This window comes from Streptomyces sp. NRRL S-495, assembly GCF_000966955.1.
Taxonomy (GTDB): domain Bacteria; phylum Actinomycetota; class Actinomycetes; order Streptomycetales; family Streptomycetaceae; genus Kitasatospora; species Kitasatospora purpeofusca.
Map to the genome: position 1 here is coordinate 1 of NZ_JZWY01000671.1, position 1,999 is coordinate 1,999.

The 1,999-nt window shown below is 77.0% G+C and carries 1 protein-coding gene; it reads right to left on the reverse strand.

Annotated features, from left to right (window positions below):
• Window positions 1–1,999, reverse strand: a 1,999-nt coding sequence (locus tag VR45_RS30490; protein ID WP_045943099.1) for a copper-translocating P-type ATPase, incomplete at both ends; no start/stop codon positions are given.

Consider the following 1,999-nt stretch of genomic DNA (forward strand, 5'->3'; position numbering starts at 1 on the left):
CGCGGGGTCCGACCGCCCCCGCGTTCGTCCGCGGTGCCCCGCCCCGGGCGCCAGGTCCGCAGCCGCAGGCTGTTGCCCACCACCAGCAGCGAACTCAGCGACATCGCCACCGCCGCCAGCATCGGATTCAGCAGCCCCACCGCCGCCAGCGGAATCAGCACCACGTTGTAGCCGAACGCCCACACCAGATTGGACCGGATCGTCCCCAGGGTGCGCCGGGCCAGCCGGACGGCGTCCACCACCGCCTCGATGTCCCCGCGCACCAGGGTCAGTCCGGCCGCGCCGATCGCCGCGTCACTGCCCGAGGCGAGCGCCACCCCGAGGTCCGCCGAGGCCAGCGCCACCGCGTCGTTGACCCCGTCGCCGACCACCGCGACGGTCCGGCCGGCGGCCCTCAGCTCGGCCACCACCTCCGCCTTGCGCTCCGGGGAGGCCGAGGCGTGCACCCGCTCGATGCCCAGCTCCTCCGCGACCGCGCGCGCCGCCCCCGGACCGTCGCCGGTCAGCAGCACCGGCTCCAGGCCCATGCCGCGCAGCCGGTGCAGGGCACGCCAACTGCCCGAGCGCAGGGTGTCGCCGACCGCCAGCACGGCCACCGGCAGGCCGTCCAGTTCCACCACCACCGGCGTGCGGCCCGCCGCCGAGGCGTCCGCGAGCGCGGCCGTCAGCTCGGTGGGCAGCGGTTCTGCGGCCTCGTCCGGGCGGACCACCCGCACCCGGATCCCCTCGACCTCGCCGGACACCCCGACCCCGGTGGTGGCCGCGAACCCGGCCACCACCGGAAGGGGGTCGGAGCCGCACCGGGCTCGGGCCGCCCCCACGACAGCCCGCCCGACCGGGTGCTCCGAACGGTGCTCGACGGCTCCGGCGAGCCGCAGCACCCGCTCCTCGTCGACCCCCGCGCCGGCGGCCACGGCCACCGCCGCGAGCTCCATCCGACCGGTGGTCAGGGTGCCGGTCTTGTCCAGCACCACGGTGTCGACCCGGCGCAGGCTCTCCAGCACCTCCGGGCCGCGGACCAGGACGCCCAGCTCGGCGCCCCGCCCGGTCGCCGCCAGCAGCGCGGTCGGAGTCGCCAGGCCCAGCGCGCACGGGCAGGCCACCACCAGCACGGCGACCGCCGCCGTCACCGCCGCCTGCGGGTCCGCGCCCGCGCCCAGCCAGAAGCCGAGCACGCAGACCGCCACCGTCAGCACACAGGGCACGAACACCCCGGCGACGGTGTCCGCCAGCCGCTGCGCCCGCGCCTTGCCGGCCTGGGCGTCCGCCACCAGCGCGGTGATCCGGGCGAGTTGGGTGTCCGCGCCGACCGCCGTCGCCCGCACCACCAGCGCCCCGCCGACGTTCACCGTGGCGCCCGCCACCCGGTCGCCCGGGCCGACCTCCACCGGCACCGACTCGCCGGTCAGCAGGCTCAGGTCGAGCGCCGAGCCGCCCTCCACCACCAGACCGTCGGTGGCCACCCGCTCACCCGGACGGACCACGAACTCCTGCCCCGGCAGCAGCTGTTCGATCGGCAGCAGCCGCTCCTCGCCGCTCCGCGGATCGCGGACGCACACCTGCTTGGCGCCCAGCTCGGCCAGCGCCCGCAGCGCGGAACCGCTGCGCCGCCGCACCCTGCCCTCCAGCAGGCGCCCGGCCAGCACGAACAGCGGCACCCCGACGGCCGCCTCCAGATAGACGTGCGCGGTGCCGCCGCCGTCCGCGGTCAGCGAGAACGGCATCCGCATCCCGATCGCGCCGGCCCCGCCGAACAGCAGCGCGTAGGCGGACCAGGCGAAGGAGGCGACCACACCGAGGCTCACCAGGGTGTCCATGGTCGCCGCCGCGTGCCGCAGGCCCCGCAGGGCCCGGCGGTGGAAGCCGGCCGAACCCCAGCTCACCACCGGCAGGGCCAATCCGAAGCAGACCCACTGCCAGCCCGGGAACTGCGCGGACGGCACCATCGACAGCACCAGCACGGGCACCGCCAGCAGCGCCGTCACCAGCAGCCGCCACC